The following is a 19,290-nucleotide window of genomic DNA, read 5'->3' on the forward strand; positions in this document are numbered from 1 at the left end:
TTCCTGAATATTTACTCTGACAATGGATGAAGATGTTTAGCTGGGAGTGTAAGTTTGACCTCATCCCCTGAACTGCGCATCTTCTGTCTTGCTTCCTCAACTTGGAAGTCACCCAATTCTGAATGAATAGTGTATTTAAAACTTTGTCCCAAATATTCACGACCAGTAATCGTACCAGTCAAAGTGTTTTCAGTACTATCTGCGTTCAATTGAATGTTTTCGGGGCGAATGGTAAGAACTTTTGCATTCTCATTATTTTCTTCAGTTGTTAATCTCGTACCCTTGACTGCAATATGATAACTATCCTCACGATTGTCTGCATTAACTGGAATAAAGTTGTCGTAACCAATAAACCGAGCCACATACTCAGTACGTGGATGATGAAAAATATTTTCGGGACGGTCAAATTGTTCAATCCGTCCTTGATTCATAATTAAAACTTTGTCAGAAATTGCAAAACATTCTTGTTGATCATGTGTGACAAAAAGAACTGTCATCTTCATTTCTTGCTGTAATTTACGAATCTCTTCACGCATTTTTAAACGCAATTTAGCATCAAGGTTGCTTAATGGCTCATCCATCAATAGCATCTCTGGATTAGTAACTAGCGCCCTTGCCAAGGAAACTCGTTGTTGCTGTCCTCCAGAAAGTTGTGCCGGAAATTGACTTGCTAGGTCGCTTAAACCCGTCATTTCAAGTATTCCGGTCACTTTTTCGTTGATTTCCTGCTTTGGTAATTTGTGCATTTTTAAGCCAAACGCCACATTATCGAAAACACTTAAATGTGGAAATAAGGCGTAACTTTGGAACACCATCCCAAAGTTGCGTTTATACACAGGTGTTTTGGTAATGTCTTTACCATTAACTAAAATTTGTCCTGCAGTTTCTTGAATTAGACCCGCAATTATTCTTAAAGTTGTAGTTTTTCCACAACCCGAAGGTCCTAGAATTGAAACTAATTCACCATTTTCAATTGTAAAAGATATATCCTGCAAAACTTTAGTTTTACCATCATATGATTTTGCTAAATTTTTTACTTCTAAATTTGCCACACTCAAAACCCCTATTTAGTAATATTGCTAATGCCAATTACTTTTTCAACTAAAAACATCATTAGCGCTGTAAAGACCATTAAAACAACTGAAATTGCAGAAACAGTTGGATCATAATTGTTTTGCAAATAGTTTAGAATTGCTGGTGGCAACATCGTAAGCGATGGCCCATTCATGAATAATGAAATTGGAATATTATTGAACGAATTGATGAAGCACATCATAAAGGCCGCAATGATACTAGACTTAATATTAGGTAAAACAATCAAAAAGAATGCTTTTTTAGGTGAACAGCCGCAGACCCAACTTGCTTCCTCAATATGACTGTCCATCATCAACATACTGGCTGTGATTAACCGAATGACATACGGTAAGCACAGGAGAAAGTGACCAATAATTAAGCTGATAAAAACTGGCATTTTAAAGGTAATAACAGCCGTTTGATATAGTGCAAAGCCAATTACAATTTCAGGAATTAAAGTCGGACTTAGAAAAAATGATTGGAACCAAGCCGCATGTTGCAGATTATAACGTGTTAAAGCATAAACAGCAGGAATGCCAATAATTAAGGCTAAAAAGCTGGCGATTAGTGCCACCAATAGGCTTGACTCAAAGCCGGTAATAAAGTCAGGTTGCTGAAAAATATTGCTATACCACGAAAGGGTAAAACCTGTGATTGGTAAGGAAATCGAGCTTTGATTATTAAATGAAGTTATAACCACTAGGACTAGTGGCAACATAATCAGCGCCAGAATAATTAGTGAAATAATGGTTAACGTTTTATTTTTACGATTAAGCATTAGTCATCCTCCGATCTAGGCGATAGCTTAATCGCTTCATAAGCCACATCGAAAGAGCTGAGATAACGATTAAGATCAAGGCAATTACACTGGCATTTTGCCAATTTCCTAATGTCATGGCCTGTTGATAAATTAAAGTAGCCATCACCAAATGACGATTACCACCAAGGATTTGTGGTGTAGTATATGCTGTCATTGTTCCGGCAAAAACCAGGATACATCCCGTTAAAATGCTTGTAGCAAGTTGAGGAATAATAACCTTGAATAAAGTGTGCCATGGGCTAGAGCCCAAAACAGCAGCAGCCTCTTCAATTTCGATGTTTAATTCTGCAACACTACCAATCAAAGTATTAATCATGATTGGCAAAAACAGATAAACCGAGCCAATAATAATCGACGTATCGGTATATAGAATGTTTAGCGGTGCTTTTATTAAGTGGAGTGAGAGCAATAATTTGTTAATTATGCCATCACGACCCAAGATAATAATCCAAGCAAAGTTTCTAACAACAGCGTTAGTTAACATTGGAAAGAGAATTAGTAAGTTCAGCACCTGTCTAACGGTCTTTTTTTGTCTTCCAATCCATAACGAGATAGGTAATCCAAGAATCAAAACAATAATCACTGTTAAAACTGCTATCAAAAATGTTCTTCCAATTACTGTCCAGTTATAAGAGCTTTTTAGAAACTGTGTATAAAGCGCAAAAAAACCTGCTTTACTCTGGAACGTTGGAATTGCGATTTCAATTAATGGAAAAAAGGTAAAAACCAAGACGCCAAAGAATGCAGGTATTAGTAACCAAACTGCGGTTTTCCGATTCATATATTACCTCCGATTGATTCTAGATTATCTATTTTTTAACAATCTGTCAAGGCAAAATCCGAATATATTTATTTATATAGCTTTTAAAAGTTTGTCTTTTATTTCTGCAAGTTTTTATATAAGCTAAAAATATATGTGTATAACCATTAAAAGCGAACAATAAAAGCCACAGGTTTTTCTGTGGCTTTTTGATAAATGTTTAATTTGTTTGATGTACTAGGTCATCGCGTACAAGACACTCTGCAATTTCGACTGTATTGCTAGCTGCACCACGCAATAGGTTGTCCGCAACAACCCACATCTGAAAGGCACCATCATTTTCTTGATCTTGGCGAATACGCCCAACAAAGGTTTCTCGTTTACCAGCTGCTAAAAGTGGCTGCGGGTAAACTTGTTTGCTAGGATCATCTTGCAAAACTAAACCGGATGTTTTAGCAATCTCTTCCTGTATTTCAGCAGTAGTTGCCGACGAATCTTTTACAACAAAATAAACTGTTTCACCGTGACCAATTTCAATTGGAACTCTCACACAAGTTGCGGTTACTTTAATTTCACCCGCATTTTGATCATTAAGCAAAATCTTTTTAGTTTCATGAATCATTTTCCACTCTTCATGCGTGTAACCATCATCTTCAAACACATCAATCTGCGGCAGCAAATTAAATGCCATCGGATAATGGCGCTTATCCGCTGCAGTCGGCAAAATTTTAGCTTTCAAGTCTTGGTGATTCAGTCTTGCCTGAGCTTGGTTCAGCATTTCATCCCACGCCGCTTTTCCAGCACCTGAAACTGCTTGATAGGTTGAAACAATAATCTGCTTAATTCCCCACCGCTGATAAATCGGATAAAGAGCTGCAACCATCTGAATGGTTGAACAGTTCGGATTGGCAATAATGCCATGATGATTAACTAGTTCCTTGTCATTAACTCCAGGAACAACTAGTGGCACGCCATCTTCCATTCTATAAGCACTCGTGTTATCAACGCAAACTGCACCACGTTTAACGGCCTCTGGTAGCAGCTTTTTTGAAACTGCGCCACCAGCAGACGATAAAACAAGATCTACACCATTAAATGAATCCGGTTGGGCTTCTTCAACTGTAATTTCTTGATTTTTGAATTTTAACTTTTTACCTGCTGAACGTTTTGACGCTAATAGTTTTAGTTTTTTAACCGGTATACTGGATTGTTCAAGCTCACTAATCAGCCGCTGACCAACTGCACCGGTTGCACCCAGTATTGCAACAACATATTCTCTCATTGATGATCATCCTTTTCTGCCAAAAATCGTTTTATTCGTGCCATTGCTTCATGCAAGTCCTCATCACTAGCAGCATATGAAAAGCGAATATAGCCCTGTCCACCATCTCCAAAAGCACTTCCTGGTGTACCACCAACTTTCGCCTCATGCGCTAAATCTAATGCAAAGGCTTCATCATCTGTTCCATATTCTTCAGGAATTTTGGCAAAAACGTAAAATGCCCCTTCACTAACCATCGTCTTTAATCCCATTTCGTTAAGTGCATCAACGATATAGTCACGCCTTTTATGATAAATTTGACGTGATTCAATTGGGTCTTCATCACCGTTTTCTAATGCTTCACAGGCAGCTGCCTGAGCTGGATTAGATGGTGCAGTAACCAAAAAGGCATGCATTTTGGCAATCAAGCTAATATATTCTGTTGGCCCTACAATGTATCCAATTCGGTAGCCAGTCATTGCGTGTGACTTTGACAAACCATTGATTACTAGGGTCCGTTCAGGAATATAGCGCGCAATTGAGATGTGTTCAAAGTCATAAGTCAATTCGCCGTATATTTCATCAGAAATTACGTATAAGTGATGTTTTTCAATGATTTGTGCTAACTGCTTTAACACTTCTTCTGAACATTCACGACCAGTTGGATTAGTCGGATAATTGAGAATAATTGCCTTCGCCTGCGGATGACTTTGTAAAGTCTGTTCTAAGGCCTCAGGAGTCAGGACAAAGTCCGTATCCGCTGTATTAATTGCAACTAAATCTGCTTTTACATATTGAAGCAGTGGGAAGTACAATGCATATGAAGGCGTAGGAACAATAATTTGGTCTCCTGGCTGAATTAACGACAACATTGCTGCAGCAATTGCTTCAGTCGCCCCTACCGTTACAACGATCTCATTTTCCGGATCATATGAAATATTTTGCTTCCGCTTTAGAAAGTCACTAATCGCTTGGCGAAGTCTCAAAGTTCCTTTTTGTGCTGAATAATGGGAGTCATTGTCTAAAATGCTCTGAGCTGCCGCTTTTTTGACGTGCTCTGGCGTATTTAAATCTGGCTCTCCTAATGTCAACTTAATTAAATCTGGTATATCATCAACCTTTTGCGCAAATGCACGGATACCTGAAGCTGGAATTTGAGTCAGCGGAACACTTGTAGTTGGGGTTAAATCTGAAGCTAAATGTGGCATTTTTTCCTCCTTATATTGATAGAATTTTTTCCAAACCAACAACCAGTTTGGATAAGCTCATCACTTGATCGAGTGCAACTTTTACACCTTGCATAAAAGATGATCGATCAAATGAATCTTGTCTAATGGTCAAGGCCTCACCAGGTCCGCCAAAAAGAACCTGTTCGTGGGCAACATAACCTGGCAAGCGGACAGCATGGATGGGAACACCATCATAAAGATCTCCGCGAGCTCTTGCATCATTGTTAGTATCTATTGAACCTGATCCGCTTCGACCTTCGGCAATCATCTTTGCGGTGTTAATCGCCGTTCCCGAAGGTGCATCAAGCTTATCAGCATGGTGCATTTCGATAATTTCTGCATCTGGAAAGTAACGTGCAGCCTCTTGGGCAAATTTCATTAGTAAGACAGCAGACAGCCCGAAGTTTGGCGCAATAACCCCGCCTAGCTGTTGGTCTTCTGCAATTTTTTGCAGTTCTTCTGTTTGCTCAGTTGTCAGCCCACTTGTACCGACAATCGGTCTCATTTGGTGGTTTAAAGCAAACTTGACGTTTTCAAAAACAGCCTGAGGAGTTGTAAAGTCAATCCAAATATCTGCACTAATGTCAATCTCATCAAGTTGGTCAAAGCACTGGACAGTATTAGCAAAATCCCCATCTTTCTTAGCATGAGGTGCTAATACACCAACCAGTTCACAATCTGCTTGTTTTTCAACTAGCTGCACAACTTGCTTTCCCATTGATCCAGTCGCGCCAGCAATAAAAACTCGTTTCATTAATCTACTCCTAGTTCTACTGGTAACTCATGCAGTAATGCCGTTTCACTTAAGCCCAAATGTAGTGCCAATTGCTTTTTCTCTTCTTCATTTAAAGTAATCATTGGCAAGCGGCATCCCCCTGCTGGTAAGTTTTGTGCATTTAAAACCGCCTTAACTGGAGATGGTGACGGGTACATAAATAATGCAGCCATTTTTGGTGTCAGTTTTCGCTGAAGTGCTCCAGCTTTTTCAACATTGCCAGCTTCCAGTTCATCATACATTTGGCGCATTGCTTTGCCATAAATATGTGAAGCAACAGAAATTACACCTCTTGCCCCTAAAGCTTTAGCGCTGAGTGCCTGTGCATCCTCACCGGTATAAACTAAAAAGTCACTTGGTGCATGCTCAACGATATATTCCAAGTCTTCTATTTCTGTACATTGCTTCACGCCGGCAATATTAGGATTAGCAGCCAATTCAACAACAGTTTCCTTAGTGATTTTTACACCTGTACGACCAGGAATGTTATAAATCATTAGTGGAATCTTTGATTTTTTGGCAACAGCTTCAAAATGCGCTTTAATTCCAAGTTGATTGGGCTTGTTGTAGTATGGCGTAACAACCAAAGCCATATCAATGCCTGAAATTTGACTAACTTCTTCTGTGAAATCCACCGTTTGAGCAGTGTTATTGCTACCTGTACCTGCAATCACTGGTACTCGACCTGCAACTATTTCTGCAAAGCGGGTATAAAGCTCGATTTTTTCATCATGGTTCATCGTAGCCGTTTCACCAGTCGTACCACCAATTACAAAACCGCGACTTCCTGTGGCAAGCAAAAGTTCTGTTAATTCTTTTAAACCGGGATAATCAACTTCGCCTTGCTCATTAAATGGTGTGATCAACGCAGTTAATAAATCAGCGTTAGTAAAATCTGTCATAGTTTTTCCTTTCATTATTAGTCATTTACATGTGCTCTTCGAAAAAGCCGACTATTGCTTTAATCCCTGCCTCAATTGCACTTTCTTGTGGACTGAAAGTAGCGGAATGAAGCTGAGAGTCATCTTGCACACCAAGCCAGCACATTGTTCCAGGAATTTGGGCAAGTAAATAGCCAAAGTCTTCACCTGTCATTGCCGGCTCAGTTTCTTGATACTTAACTGCTGGGTTATTTTTCATGTAGTCAATAAATTCAGCGGTAATCTTAGGATCATTTTCGACAGGCCAATAGCCTCCTTGGTTAATTTCAATTTCTGCTCTAGCCGCAAAACTTTGACCGATACCAGCTGTTACTTCACGCAAACGCTTCTCAATTTGTTCAATCATCGTTTGAGTCAAGCCGCGAAGCGTACCTTCTAGGTGCGCATGACCAGCAATTGCATTTCTGATTGTGCCCGCGCGAACCTTCCCAATTGTTATCACGCCGCTTTCAATTGGATCGATGCTGCGCGCCACAATTGTCTGAATCTGACTAATTAGTGCAGCTGCTGCTACAACCATATCATTTGCACGCTGTGGATATGCAGCGTGACCATCTTGACCATACAGATCAATATTAATTTCTGCAGCGCCAGCAAATAGTGTTCCGTTGCGGCACCCAATTGTTCCTGCTGGTAAGTCAGGCGTAACATGTAATGCAAAAAATTCATCAGGACGCCATTCACCAGTAAAAACGCCCTGTTCATATGCTAGTTTGCCACCGTTTTTGCTTTCTTCAGCTGGTTGGAAGAAGAAAAGTAAATTATCTTGTGGTTGATGTTCACTAAAGTAATTCAAAATTCCTAATGCAACTGTCATATGAATATCGTGACCACACGCATGCATTTTTCCCTCATTTTTTGAAGAAAATGCTAACCCAGTTTTTTCTTTTACTGGTAGTCCATCAATATCAGCTCGGTACCCAATCGTTTTTTTAGGTTGCTTTCCTTGCACTCTTACCAGTAAGGCAGTTGGCAATTCAGGAACAGTTTTAATCTGTAAAAATTGCTGATCAAATTGTTGAATGACCTTTAATAAATACTGCTTGGTGTCATGCTCTTGCAATGCCACTTCGGGAATTTGATGTAAGTCACGACGAATTTGAATCAGTTGACTAGTAGTTAACATTAACTCACAGCTTTCTTAAATCTTGCTCAATCTTAGTTTTATCAGTAGTTTGTTCGTCTCTTTTTTTAACAACTTTGGCTGGAACACCTGCAACAACAGTGTTAGCCGGAACATCTTTTGTCACGACCGCACCTGCGGCAACCACAGCATTATCACCAACTTGAACGCCTTCTAAAATCACTGCGTTAGCACCAACTAAAACATTTTGTCCAATTCTGACCGGTTCGGCAGAAGCAGGCTCGACTACACCCGCTACAACGGCACCAGCGCCAATATGGCTGTTAGCTCCAACAATTGCACGTCCGCCCAAAACAGCGTTCATATCAATCATTGCCCCATCACCAATTTCAGCACCAATATTAATTACCGCTCCCATCATAATGACTGCATTTTTACCGATACTTACTTGTTCACGGATCAAGGCACCAGGTTCAATTCTTGCTTGAATGTTTTTCAGATCTAAGAGTGGTACTGCAGAGTTACGGCTGCAGTTTTCAACTTGATAGTCATTGATCTTTGCCGCATTAGTTCGTAAAAATGGTACGAGATCATCCCAGTCACCAAAAACAACACCGCAATTACCCTCGATAAATGTTCTTACTTCTACAGGCCATTTCAAGTCCTCCAAGTCGCCCTTAACATAAATCTTAACTGGGGTTTTCTTAGGCGCATTGGCAATAAAATCAATAATTTCTGTCGCTGACATATTTTTCATTTGATATCCTCACTTTTCTTGATAAAAACGGTCATTCTTAATTAAATCGTCATAGGTTTCACGTGTAACAACTTCTTGTGCTTGTCCATTTTCTGCAAAAACAACTGCTGGTCTTGGAACACGGTTATAGTTAGAAGCCATGCTGTAACCATATGCTCCAGTTGCAAGAACAGCAATTACATCCCCAGGCTTAGTTTTTGGTAAATACGCCTGATCAATCAAAATGTCACCAGATTCACAATAGCGTCCTGCTAAATGGACCTTTTCAACTGGTTCAGCCGCTGGTCGCTGGGCAACCAATGCTTCATATTCTGCTTGATAAAGCGCAGGTCGAATGTTATCACCCATGCCGCCATCAACAGTCACATAAGGAGTTAAACCTGGCACATCCTTTCTGGAGCCAACGGTATAAAGGCTATAGCCTGCTTCACCAACAATTGAGCGTCCAGGTTCTACCCAGATTGCTGGTACGTTTAACTGATACTGTTCAGCTAATGTACGGACACTGGCAATGATTTGTTCAACAAATGTACCTAGCCCAATTACGCGATCTTTAGCGGTATATCTTATACCAAAACCGCCGCCTAAATTTAGAACCTGCGGCTGATAATCATATTTTTGCTTCCATTCGTGAACTAGCTGCATCAATTTTTCCACTTCAAGATTAAAGCCTTCAGTTTCAAGGATTTGTGAACCAATGTGAGCGTGAAGTCCAATCAACTCCATTTGCTCTTCCGCTTCAACTTGCAAAAAGGCTTTTTCTGCTTGACCCGAACGAACATCAAACCCAAATTTACTGTCTTCTTGACCGGTTTGATCATATTCGTGCGTATGTGCACTCACACCAGGAGTGATGCGGAGCATTACTTGCACTTTCTTGTTTGTTTCATGCAATACTTGCTTCAGGAGTTCAATTTCATGAAAGTTATCTAAAATGATTACCCCAACATTATTTTCAACGGCCATTAAGAGTTCATCTTTTGTTTTATTATTACCGTGAAAACTGATTTTTTCCGTTGGAAAGCCGGCTTTCAACGCTGTATACAGTTCTCCACCTGAAACAACATCAATGTGGCCACCCAATTCGTTGATTACTTGATAGATTGCAATCGAGGTAAAAGCTTTACTAGCATAGCTGATGGCATAATCAACCTGTCCAGCAACAAAAGCTTGTTTAAGTGCATTGAACTGTTTTCTAATTTGGGCAACATCATAAACCACCAATGGCGTGCCAAAGTTTTCGGCTAGCTTAAGTGCATCTACACCTCCAATCACTAAGTGACCTTGATCATTCGTCTGGTAATAATCATTCGTTGACATCTAATAACCCCCGTTTTTTGGTAAAGAAAAAGACCCTTTAATACGCGCATAGCGTACAAAAGAGTCTTTCAGATTAAACCTTGATCTGATTCAGTTTTGGCGATAGCGCTCCGCAAATTTAAATTTGCGACAGTCCGTAATTTATTAGATTACGTCCCAGCCGATTAACTACCGCAATAATTAACGCTTCGGCAACTGCCCCTTTCGCTAGCTTCACCGTTTTTGCAGAAACTCCACTAGGTACTTTTGTTAGTTGCGACCTCTTCGTTTGATTTATAAAAATATTATTATTATTAATATTACTTGTCAACGGCTTTTTCATAATTAATTAACTTTATTTTTGCAAACATGACTGCAGTTATGTTTTAGTTGCAGATAAAAATTAAAATGTTAAAATGCGTTACTATCGAATTTAAATTATTTTAATCAAGTAGGTGTTGCAAAAATGAAAGTTGTTAAATTTGGTGGTAGTTCACTTGCAAGCGGTGAACAATTTCAAAAAGTGCTAAATATTATTAATGCTGACCCAACCAGAAAAGTAATCGTCACTTCCGCACCAGGAAAAAGATTTGCGGAAGATGTAAAAGTTACAGATCTGTTAATTGAATATGCCCAAAAAACACTGAAACAGCAAGACACTACTGGAATTATTCAGCAAATTTGGACGAGATATCAAGAAATTGCCGCTTTTTTTGCACTTGAGCCCCAAAAATTTGCATTCTTGCACCAAGAGTTGGTTGACTTACCAATAGCTTTTAATGACGAGCCAGAATACCTAATGGCAGCTTTCAAAGCACATGGAGAAAAACTCTGCGCACAGTTACTAGCATTAATTTTGCAAGAGCAAGGTTTACCAGCACGCTTTCTAGACCCACAGGACGCTGGTTTTTTGGTAAGCAGTGCTGCCAGCGACGCTCAAGTCTTACCTGAAACTTATCAAAATTTACTTAAATGGCGTGAAGCGCCAGAAATACTAGTAGTTCCGGGATTTTATGGTGTTACAACTCAGGGCAAAATTGCCACTTTCTCACGTGGTGGATCGGATATCACCGGTTCAATCTGGGCAAGAGGAATTAAAGCAGACTTGTACGAAAACTTTACTGACGTAAATGCAATTTATGCCGCGGATCCTAGAATTGTTGCTAACCCTCATCCAATTAAAATTATGACTTACCGGGAATTACGGGAACTATCTTATGCTGGTTTTTCAGTTTTCCATGACGAAGCGTTGATTCCGGCAATTCAAGGCCAGGTTTTCATCAATGTTAAAAATACTAATCACCCTGAATTACCAGGAACGATGATTGTACCTGAAAAAGATTTTCATCCTAAAAGTACGATTACAGGTGTTGCCAGCTCAAATCACTTTTCCGCTTTATATTTACACAAATATCTACTTAATAAAGAAACTGGTTTTACACTTAAATTACTAGAAATATTTTACAAGTTTAATATTTCATACGAACACATGCCCTCAGGTATAGATGATTTGACGGTTATCTTTGATAAACGGCAGTTTACTGAAGAACTGCGCGCGCAAATGTGTAGTGAAATTCAAAAAGTGATTCATCCCGACCAATTAGAATGGATTGATGATTATGCTATCATTATGGTAGTTGGTGAAGGGATGCGGAATAAAATCGGTGCAATGAAGAACATCACTACCCCTTTAGCCAAAGAGCATATTGCCATTCACATGATCAATCAGGGTGCATCGCGTATTTCTATTATGTTAGGCACCAAGAAAGAAGACGCAGCAAATGCTGTTAGCCAAATTTATCAACAATTTTTTAAAGGAGTAGCAAAATCATGATTCAAATGCAAAAAGTGCATGGTTCGCAAAATCAATTTTTCTTATTAGATCAGACTCAATTAGAAAAGCCACTTACCGATCCCGAATTAGTTAACTTAGCACGTCAATTAACGGATAGACGAACTAGCTTTTTGAACGGAGCAGATGGTTTGCTTGTCATTAGCGAATCCAGTCATCCCGACGCTCTAGGGAGGATGCAAGTAATTAATGCAGACGGTTCGTTTGCATCAATGTGTGGTAATGGTTTGCGCACTGTTGGTCGTTATTTAGCGGAAAAATACCACAAAACATCTTTTAAAGTGGAAACAGATCAAGCCGACCTTGCTGTAACATGTCAGCCAGATTGGGCAGAAAATGTTAAGGCAGTCGGGGTAGAAATTAGTCCTATCAGTTTTAAAGCAAAAGACTTACCATTTAACAATTTAGGTACTGATGAATTAATCGACCAAAATGTTCCCGCCTTTGATGATGATTTGACTTTTACAGCAGTAGCTGTACCTAATCCTCACCTTATCAGCTTAGTTTCAGCTGATGTGTTACACAGTGATTTTCTAAAAACTTTGGGTGCAGCGTTAAACCGACCTAACCCCTACTTTCCTGACGGTGTTAATGTTAGTCTGGTACAAGTAATAGACTCTGATCATCTTTTTGTCCGTACTTATGAGCGCGGCGTCGGTTTTACTAATGCCTGTGGTACTGGGATGTCCGCTGCAAGTCTCGTATTTGCCCTAACTCAACCGCAAGAACACGCTTTTGAACGCTTGCTCACTGTTACTAATCCTGGTGGCTTTGTTCAAACTAAGGTTCATCAAACAGATGACAGCTATTGGGTTGAATTAATTGGTAATGCAACTGTAATGGCAGAAATTGAAGTTGATGAAGGTGAATTACACCAGACATTTCCACGTTTTTCTGATTTTTCAGTTACTCCAACCCAAGAAGATGAAGCTTATCAAGCTTTTATTACGAAAAAAGCTAACTAGCCTTCCAAGTTATTTTGTATTTACTGTTTATATATAAACTTTTTAATAAAAATTACGTTCTACCTAAATTTATGTTTGAAAGCACTTCAGCAAAAAGCCTTGTTTGCCAGTTTGAGGTGCTTTTTTGGTCTTTCTTTTTCCTTTCAATGAAGTACAATGTTTTTAATAAAGCGATTTCACAAAAAGGAGTCATTAAAATGGCAGAAGTAAATTATCAAAAATTAGTCGATGAGATGCGCAAAGCTTTTAAAGATGGTGATGATAAGCGTGATGAAGGCTTACCTACCAGCATCCCTGAAGTAGAGCGCTTTGATGACATTGCTTACGGTAAAGATCCTAAATATCAATTACTTGATGTCTATTTACCAAGCAAACGCACAGACGCTAAACTACCAGTAATTGTTAACATTCACGGCGGCGGCTGGGTATACGGTACAAAAGAAACCTACCAATTTTACTGCATGGCACTTGCTAAAGAGGGTTTTGCAGTAGTAAATGCAAATTATCGCCTAGCACCAGATGTTGTTTACCCAGGTGAATTAGATGACGTCAACCGCGTCTTCCATTGGGTAGCAGATCCAACTAACGCAGCTAAATATCAATTAGACCTAGACAATGTCTTTATCGTTGGGGACAGTGCCGGTGGTCAAATGGGTGAGCAAATTTTAGCTGCTTATACTAACGCTGACTATCGTAAATACTTTGGTTACTCTGTTCCTGACCTAACAATTAAGGCTGCAGCATTAAATTGCGGTGCATATTTCTTAACTGAAATTAATTCAATTGCGGGCGCACCAGAGGCATATTTCCGTCCAGAAATTCGTTTAACAGAACATGATCAATTAAACGCTGAACAATTTTTAACTACAGATTTGCCACCACTTTTCTTAATGACTTGTACAGATGATTTCTTACGTGACAATGCATACATGCTTTCTGGTTACTTACACGCCAAAGGAATTTACCACGAAATTCATTTTTATGGTGATCCAGATAATCGTCGTGGACACGTCTTTAACGTTAATCAAAAAGATGATTTAGCCAAGCAGTGTAATTTGGATGAACTTAACTTTTTCCGTAAGTACATCAATTAGTGCTCGGTTCATTGTAAAATAAAGGTTGAACTAAATAGTTCAACCTTTTTTTCTAGGAGGAACTTATGGCAGGCGACAAACACGAGCTAATTCAACTAGATGAATTACCGTTACACATTAAAATCCACCACCATCGCAATGATTCCGAGGTGCCGGCTCACTGGCATCAAAGCATTGAATTGAGTTTTACCATTCGGGGACAAATTGACCATTTTATAATTGGTGGTGTCGATCATCAAACACATCCTGGAGAGATTTTAATTGTTAATACTCAGATTGTGCATAGTGTACGTAATCGTATCCACACTAAGGACGATTTAATGTTGACGCTTCTCTTCCCCTATCCACTGGTCTTACAAGTGTTTCCTAAAATTGATCAATATTTTTTTGAACTTGGTTCACTAAGCAAGTTATCACTTCAGCAAGTAGCTCAATATCACCATTTACAAGATCTTCTTACGCAAATTACTGATATTAAGCTAGGTAAAGAGAGTGATTTTAAAAATATTGAGTTAACTATCCTTAGCTATCAAGTTCTTGAAACACTACTTAAGTACTTTTTGAAACCTCGTAAAAATAACAGCCAGTTGTCACACAATTTAGTCATCACTGGACATTTGCGTAACGCGCTTGACTATATCCAAGGGCACTATCAAGAACCCTTTTCTCTTCAAGAGATCGCGGATTCTTGTCATTTGGCACGTCAATATCTCCAACGAATTTTTCGCGAAAATATGGGGTGTACTTTAGGAGAATACATCAAAAATTATCGTGCACAAAAAGCCTACCAAGAACTTACTACGACCACAAATACCTTTACTGCAGTTGCCATGAATAATGGTTTCAGTGGTGTTAGATCGCTTAACCGTGCAATGGTTAACAATTACGGACAAACCAGCAGACAAATACGCGAAGGTTCCTCAGCGCCAGATTAAGGTGACTGAAAGCGCTATTTGTTAATCAAAAAGCAAGTATAATATTAGCGAATACAATAAAAGTTAGAGAATAGAGGAACTTAACATGAAAAAAGTTAATCCAAAATCTGGGTTGTTCAAAGTCGCCTTATTATCAATATCCTTATTATTGATGATTGCGCCGCAAATTTCCTCAGTATTGCCCTTAATGTACTCGTCATTTCCTGGCGTTTCACGGGCTGCTGTTGAAACATTAAGTACAATTCCAAACATCGGAATAGTTATCGGACTAATCATAAGTCCATTTTTAATTAAGCTAATCGGTACTAAAAATACTGTTATCACTGGGTTAGTAATTGCGCTATTAGCTGGAACATACCCAATGTATGCAACGGGATACACAACAATTTTAATCTCTCGTTTCTTATTGGGAGCTGGTATTGGTTTATTTAACTCATTAGCCGTTAGTTTATTATCGAAGTTTTACCAAGGCGATGAACTATCATCAATGCTTGGTTTCCAAAACTCAATGGGTAGTGTCGGTGCAGCAATCTTTTCATTCTGTGTTGGCTTATTAGCTGTTAATGGTTGGCACGCTACTTTTGCAATTTACTTTGCTGCTTTGCCAATTCTATTGCTATTTGGCTTCGTAGTTAAATTACCTAGTCAATCACAAACAGTCGATACAGAAGCACAACCTGCTACTAAAGAAGAAAACAAGATTAATGGTGCTGTAATTGAAATAGCAATTATCATGTTCTTTATGTATGTCTTCTTTATGCCAATGTCATTCAAGTTGCCACAACTTGCTACAAGCCAAAAACTTGCTAGTGTTAGTCAAATTGCCTTTGTTTCGAGTGTAGTTACTTTAATCGGTATTCCTGTTGGAATGTGCTACGGTCTTTTAAAGAAAAAATTAAAGGATTTAATTTTACCAATTGGTTTATTCTTACAAGTTGCTGGTTTATTGGCAATTGCTTACGCAGTTAACTTACCAATGTTAGTTGTAGCCGTTATTGTTTTAGGTGCTGGATTCGGTTTGTCCGTACCTTATATCTTTAACTGGCTTGATGAAGCAGCTCCAAAGAACTCCGTCAACTTCGCAACAACCATTACCTTAATCCTAGTTAATATTGGCTGTGCCGCTTCACCAACAATCGTTAACTGGTTAGGTACAACTTTTGGCGGTGGAACTCCTCGTTCTGACATGACAATGGCTGGAATTGGTATGGCAGTTCTGTTCTGCTACAGCATTGTTCATTACTTCCAATTAAAGAAAAAGCATAATTAATTAAATAAGTAAAAATATACTGAGCCCCAAAAGTTGAACAACTTTTGGGGCTTTTTTATGACTAAATTATCTAAACAAAAAGAATTAAATTTTAAGTTGAACCCCCTACTTGATTTGATAGCTGCAAACTAGTCTTCTTTCATATCAAAAATAGCAATCATCCCTAATTGAGTTAGAGAAGACTGCTATAGAATTAGTAATTATAATTTAATCTAGCTTATTTTGCGGTCTTTAAAAATATAGAACGCGCCAACCAGCATGAACACTAATAATATTGTGGTAAATGGCGGGAATAAGTTGCTAAATCCCTGCACCATTCCAAATCCGAAAAGGATTAGTAACGAGCAGGAAAGCAGGAGTGTACCCCGATTTTGTTTCATAAATTTAAAGAAGGGCTTATCTTTATAAATTTGCGAAAGGCGAAACATTGCGATTATAAAAGCTATGTATCCTATTGATTCAAACATAAGCTCAACACACTTTCTGTTAATTATGATTAAAGAGCTGCTATGGTATAAATTCCTGTAAGGCTGACATCCATATAAAGATAATTGTGTGGATGTGTATTATTCATATAGTCCAAATCATTTCTGACTTTCATAAAACAGGCTGAGCCAATGGCACTAGTTGTTCCTGTCTATTCGGTTATGCCTTAGTATATATTAAAATATTAAAAAAATAAAACATTTAAAATAAAAATGTGTTTTAGATTTAAACTATAACAAAAACTTAATATAGTGTAGATTAAATAAAATTTCTACAAAGCTCACAGCTATAATGCCACAACCCTACAGCAAAAAGGAAGACGGGTTTAACAGTCTTTCCTTTTTCATTATCAGGTAATTTCACAATTAGCCCAATTACTTCATTTCAGCTTATTTAAAAATTTCAATCTTCAATTTAAGCTGTTCCATGTGTTTTGTAAATTAATAAGAGAGTCACTTTGATAGCAGCATTAAATTAAAAATTACCGATTAAAAGAGTAGGAATATTAGCATAAACTTTGTTATCAATCCATTGCTTCAATTGGGAAATTGATTCTTGAGCTAGTTTTTTATCTGAACCCTTTAATTTATTAGCCAGTTTTTCAGCAGTGACTAGCTTCTTTGCTATTTTCTCTTTAGAAGTATTAGTGACTATTTCTGCTTCGATTTTTATTAATGGCTTAAGTGATTCTCTATGACCATTTACATTGTATGTCCCAGTTAAAAAGTTAGTCCAAAACTTATATTTGCCATTTTGCGACACAATATGAATTAAGGAACCATTTTCTATTGATATAGCGCGATCTATTTTGAATAACATGTTTTTAGCAAAAACCTTTTTAGCATACTTCAAGCTATATTCTTTAAGTAAACCGTTTTTTCTTTGAAATAATCCACCATCATCAGTAGCTACATCTTTAGTTAACTTAAAAACATAGCCAGCCTTGGCTAATTTGTTAGACCATGTTTTATCAGACACATCCTGATTATTGACTACAGTGTTTGTATCGCTTACGTCGGCTGCTTTGACATTTGTTACCGCTAATGGAGCTGCAACTGTCGCAAAGGTTGCAGCAACAGCACTTAATCCAACAATGTACTTAAATTTCATAATCAATTCTCCTATAGGCATATATTGAAACATTATTATAATATTATATTACATTTAGTTAATATTTTAATATCAACACTATATTTACCTAATTTAAATTCGCTTAATTATTTACACCTATAAAAGTGAGACCAACCGTCCTAACCCCAAATTTAAAATTGTTGATAAAACTATTTTCTCTTTTTCTTTGTGAATAAAAACATTAAAAGTGGCAAGACGATAAAGCCAAAAACCATCATCAAAATCGCATACCAGTTAACACCAACAACTTGGCCATTTTTAATAATGCCAAATTGTGCTTGCCAATTATATTTAACTAGTAAGAAAATAACGACAATAATTGATAATATTGGGATTACGATATCAGTCCAAACATTTTTTGGTGCTGGTAAAACCTGCTCTTTATTTTTGCCAAAATAGAAGCAAATGACTGCTAGTGGCACAATAATAAAGCCTAAGAACCTAACCATTGCACTTAATGTAATTAGGTTAACCATATTATATTGGAATGCCAGTGGTACCAAAATCGCTAGCGCTTCAGAAATAAAGAATGTCCTAATTGGAAAATTGTTTTTCGTTCTCTTAGTTAATGATGACGGCAACTGCTTTTCACGTGCCATTGCCTCTAAAATTCGCGGCGCATTGAAGCTGGAAGCAACATTGATGCCAAGCATCGATACCAAGGCACCAACTAAAATCACGTCTCGTAAGATCTCATTGTCAAAAATTGCACTAATTGCCACAACCTGTTTAGTTGTCATCAAAGCTTTCGGATTGAGGACAAGTCCAACTGCAACAACCCCAATATAAATTGCAGCAATAACAAAAATTGCTAATGGTATTGCTCTTGGTAGATTTTTTTCGGGCTCTTGCATATCATCCGAACCTGAAGGTACAGATTCAAAGCCTGTAAAAGCGTAAAAAGCTGACACAATAGCCATTACAAAACCTGTAGTTGTCAATGTAGGAACAATTTTATGGCCATTCTGCGTAATTTGATCAACCATCGCCAAATTATGTGAGGCCCCTGTTGTAAGTAATAGAACAACTCCAGCAACAATGATTAAAACCAAAGCGAATAACTTACCTGCAGTAGCAATATTCATTACCAACTTAACAAATTTTTGTCCAAACAAGTTAATAATTGTTATTAGCAGCATCAAAACTAGAAACCCAATTGTAACGTTCATAACGCTATCGGGATTGCCGCCAAAAATCGAAATGGTTGACTTAATTACACCGACAGCCATTACGCCCCACGCCACGCTGGCAGAAAAGTAACGCAAGATGCCGACATAAAAGCCAACGTTATCACCAAAAGCAGCCTTGGAGTAGGCATACGAAGCGCCCGATTTTGTCACGTATTTAGCTGCTGCTGAAAAAGAAATCGCCAGAATTGCGGCAAAAATTGCAGCAATCAAATAAACAACTAGAGATTTACTACCAGCTTGGCTGACTACGCTTCCCGGTGTTAAGAAAATACCTGAACCAATAATAGAGTTGATTGCTAAAAGAACAATTGACCAGAAGCCTAGCTTGTCATTTGCTCGTTCTGTATCCTTACTTGTATTCACGATA

At 38.2% G+C, this 19,290-nt stretch carries 17 protein-coding genes and 1 riboswitch; of the genes, 5 read left to right on the plus strand and 12 right to left on the minus strand.

The window, feature by feature from the left end:
- Positions 1-11 precede the first annotated feature (11 nt).
- The 10 genes from F5ESL0263_RS08215 to lysA all read right to left on the minus strand — a co-directional run bounded on the left by F5ESL0263_RS08215 (position 12) and on the right by lysA (position 10,021).
- Positions 12-1,052 (minus strand): ABC transporter ATP-binding protein, encoded by a 1,041-nt coding sequence (locus tag F5ESL0263_RS08215; protein WP_122036274.1) that lies wholly within the window; start codon positions 1,050-1,052, stop codon positions 12-14.
- 11 nt (positions 1,053-1,063) lie between these two features.
- A complete protein-coding gene (locus F5ESL0263_RS08220) occupies positions 1,064-1,852 on the minus strand; it encodes an ABC transporter permease (protein ID WP_046307957.1) in 789 nt (262 codons plus the stop codon).
- A complete protein-coding gene (locus F5ESL0263_RS08225; protein WP_122036276.1) occupies positions 1,845-2,675 on the minus strand; it encodes an ABC transporter permease in 831 nt (276 codons plus the stop codon). The genes F5ESL0263_RS08220 and F5ESL0263_RS08225 overlap by 8 nt, the downstream gene beginning before the upstream one ends.
- Before the next feature lie 199 nt (positions 2,676-2,874).
- The gene (locus F5ESL0263_RS08230; RefSeq protein ID WP_122036277.1) at positions 2,875-3,936 is read right to left on the minus strand and encodes an aspartate-semialdehyde dehydrogenase; all 1,062 of its coding nucleotides are present in this window, start codon (positions 3,934-3,936) and stop codon (positions 2,875-2,877) included.
- Positions 3,933-5,123 carry an aminotransferase class I/II-fold pyridoxal phosphate-dependent enzyme gene (locus F5ESL0263_RS08235; RefSeq protein ID WP_122036279.1) on the minus strand — a complete coding sequence of 397 codons (1,191 nt, stop codon included), beginning with the start codon at positions 5,121-5,123 and terminating at the stop codon, positions 3,933-3,935. Before F5ESL0263_RS08235 ends, F5ESL0263_RS08230 begins: the two co-directional genes overlap by 4 nt.
- A 10-nt stretch (positions 5,124-5,133) precedes the next feature.
- Complete coding sequence (gene dapB / locus F5ESL0263_RS08240; protein ID WP_122036281.1) at positions 5,134-5,898, minus strand: 4-hydroxy-tetrahydrodipicolinate reductase; 765 nt, start codon at positions 5,896-5,898, stop codon at positions 5,134-5,136.
- Entirely contained in the window at positions 5,898-6,821 is a 924-nt protein-coding gene (dapA, locus tag F5ESL0263_RS08245) for a 4-hydroxy-tetrahydrodipicolinate synthase (protein WP_122036283.1), read from the minus strand. The genes dapB and dapA overlap by 1 nt, the downstream gene beginning before the upstream one ends.
- A 25-nt stretch (positions 6,822-6,846) precedes the next feature.
- On the minus strand, positions 6,847-7,986 hold the full coding sequence (locus F5ESL0263_RS08250) for an N-acetyldiaminopimelate deacetylase (RefSeq protein ID WP_122036285.1): 1,140 nt from the start codon (positions 7,984-7,986) through the stop codon (positions 6,847-6,849).
- 4 nt (positions 7,987-7,990) lie between these two features.
- Complete coding sequence (gene dapD, locus F5ESL0263_RS08255) at positions 7,991-8,701, minus strand: 2,3,4,5-tetrahydropyridine-2,6-dicarboxylate N-acetyltransferase (protein ID WP_074426213.1); 711 nt, start codon at positions 8,699-8,701, stop codon at positions 7,991-7,993.
- Between the two features lie 9 nt (positions 8,702-8,710).
- On the minus strand, positions 8,711-10,021 hold the full coding sequence (gene lysA / locus F5ESL0263_RS08260) for a diaminopimelate decarboxylase (protein WP_122036287.1): 1,311 nt from the start codon (positions 10,019-10,021) through the stop codon (positions 8,711-8,713).
- 95 nt (positions 10,022-10,116) lie between these two features.
- Positions 10,117-10,294, minus strand: a riboswitch (Lysine riboswitch).
- Between the two features lie 172 nt (positions 10,295-10,466).
- On the opposite strand from lysA, the gene F5ESL0263_RS08270 reads away from it, so the two are divergent.
- From F5ESL0263_RS08270 to F5ESL0263_RS08290, 5 genes are all read left to right on the plus strand, one after another.
- Positions 10,467-11,834: an aspartate kinase gene (locus F5ESL0263_RS08270; protein WP_122036289.1), complete on the plus strand. Its 1,368-nt coding sequence runs from the start codon at positions 10,467-10,469 to the stop codon at positions 11,832-11,834.
- Positions 11,831-12,817, plus strand: coding sequence for a diaminopimelate epimerase (gene dapF / locus F5ESL0263_RS08275; protein WP_122036291.1), 987 nt, complete (start codon positions 11,831-11,833; stop codon positions 12,815-12,817). The genes F5ESL0263_RS08270 and dapF overlap by 4 nt, the downstream gene beginning before the upstream one ends.
- Positions 12,818-13,014: 197 nt before the next feature.
- Positions 13,015-13,911, plus strand: coding sequence for an alpha/beta hydrolase (locus F5ESL0263_RS08280; RefSeq protein ID WP_122036293.1), 897 nt, complete (start codon positions 13,015-13,017; stop codon positions 13,909-13,911).
- 65 nt (positions 13,912-13,976) lie between these two features.
- The gene (locus tag F5ESL0263_RS08285; RefSeq protein ID WP_122036295.1) at positions 13,977-14,846 is read left to right on the plus strand and encodes an AraC family transcriptional regulator; all 870 of its coding nucleotides are present in this window, start codon (positions 13,977-13,979) and stop codon (positions 14,844-14,846) included.
- An 85-nt stretch (positions 14,847-14,931) separates the two neighbouring features.
- Positions 14,932-16,116 (plus strand): MFS transporter, encoded by a 1,185-nt coding sequence (locus tag F5ESL0263_RS08290; protein WP_122036298.1) that lies wholly within the window; start codon positions 14,932-14,934, stop codon positions 16,114-16,116.
- 960 nt (positions 16,117-17,076) lie between these two features.
- On the opposite strand, the gene F5ESL0263_RS08295 is transcribed toward F5ESL0263_RS08290, so the two are convergent.
- A complete protein-coding gene (locus F5ESL0263_RS08295) occupies positions 17,077-17,712 on the minus strand; it encodes a hypothetical protein (RefSeq protein ID WP_122036300.1) in 636 nt (211 codons plus the stop codon).
- 170 nt (positions 17,713-17,882) lie between these two features.
- A complete protein-coding gene (locus tag F5ESL0263_RS08300) occupies positions 17,883-19,286 on the minus strand; it encodes an APC family permease (RefSeq protein ID WP_122036302.1) in 1,404 nt (467 codons plus the stop codon).
- Positions 19,287-19,290: the final 4 nt, after the last annotated feature.

The sequence above is a fragment of the Lactobacillus sp. ESL0263 genome (assembly GCF_003692845.1).
Taxonomy (GTDB): Bacteria; Bacillota; Bacilli; order Lactobacillales; family Lactobacillaceae; genus Lactobacillus; species Lactobacillus apis.